At 66.4% G+C, this 211-nt stretch carries 1 protein-coding gene; it reads right to left on the reverse strand.

All coding sequences use genetic code 11. The annotated features are described in order from the left end of the window. Positions 1 to 211: hypothetical protein (locus OGY09_RS00245; protein ID WP_286589730.1), on the reverse strand; the 211-nt coding region annotated here is incomplete at both ends.

Genomic DNA, 211 nt, shown 5'->3' on the forward strand with positions numbered 1-211 from the left:
GGCGCGGGGTGCTGATGCGGGTCAGATGCCCGGTCCCGTCATACCCGTAGTCGCGGTTCAGAAGCGGACTGTTCAGGTGCCGGCTCAGCAGCTGTCCGGCCGCGTTGTACGCACTGGCTCGTTCATATGTCCCGAAGCTGCGCAGCGTCTCCCGGTGCAGGCGGTCGCGGGTGAGGTCGATAAGCGGGGTGTCGCCGAGCTTCATTCCTGC

It is taken from the genome of Citrobacter sp. Cpo071 (genome assembly GCF_030332765.1).
GTDB classification, from domain to species: domain Bacteria; phylum Pseudomonadota; class Gammaproteobacteria; order Enterobacterales; family Enterobacteriaceae; genus Citrobacter; species Citrobacter portucalensis.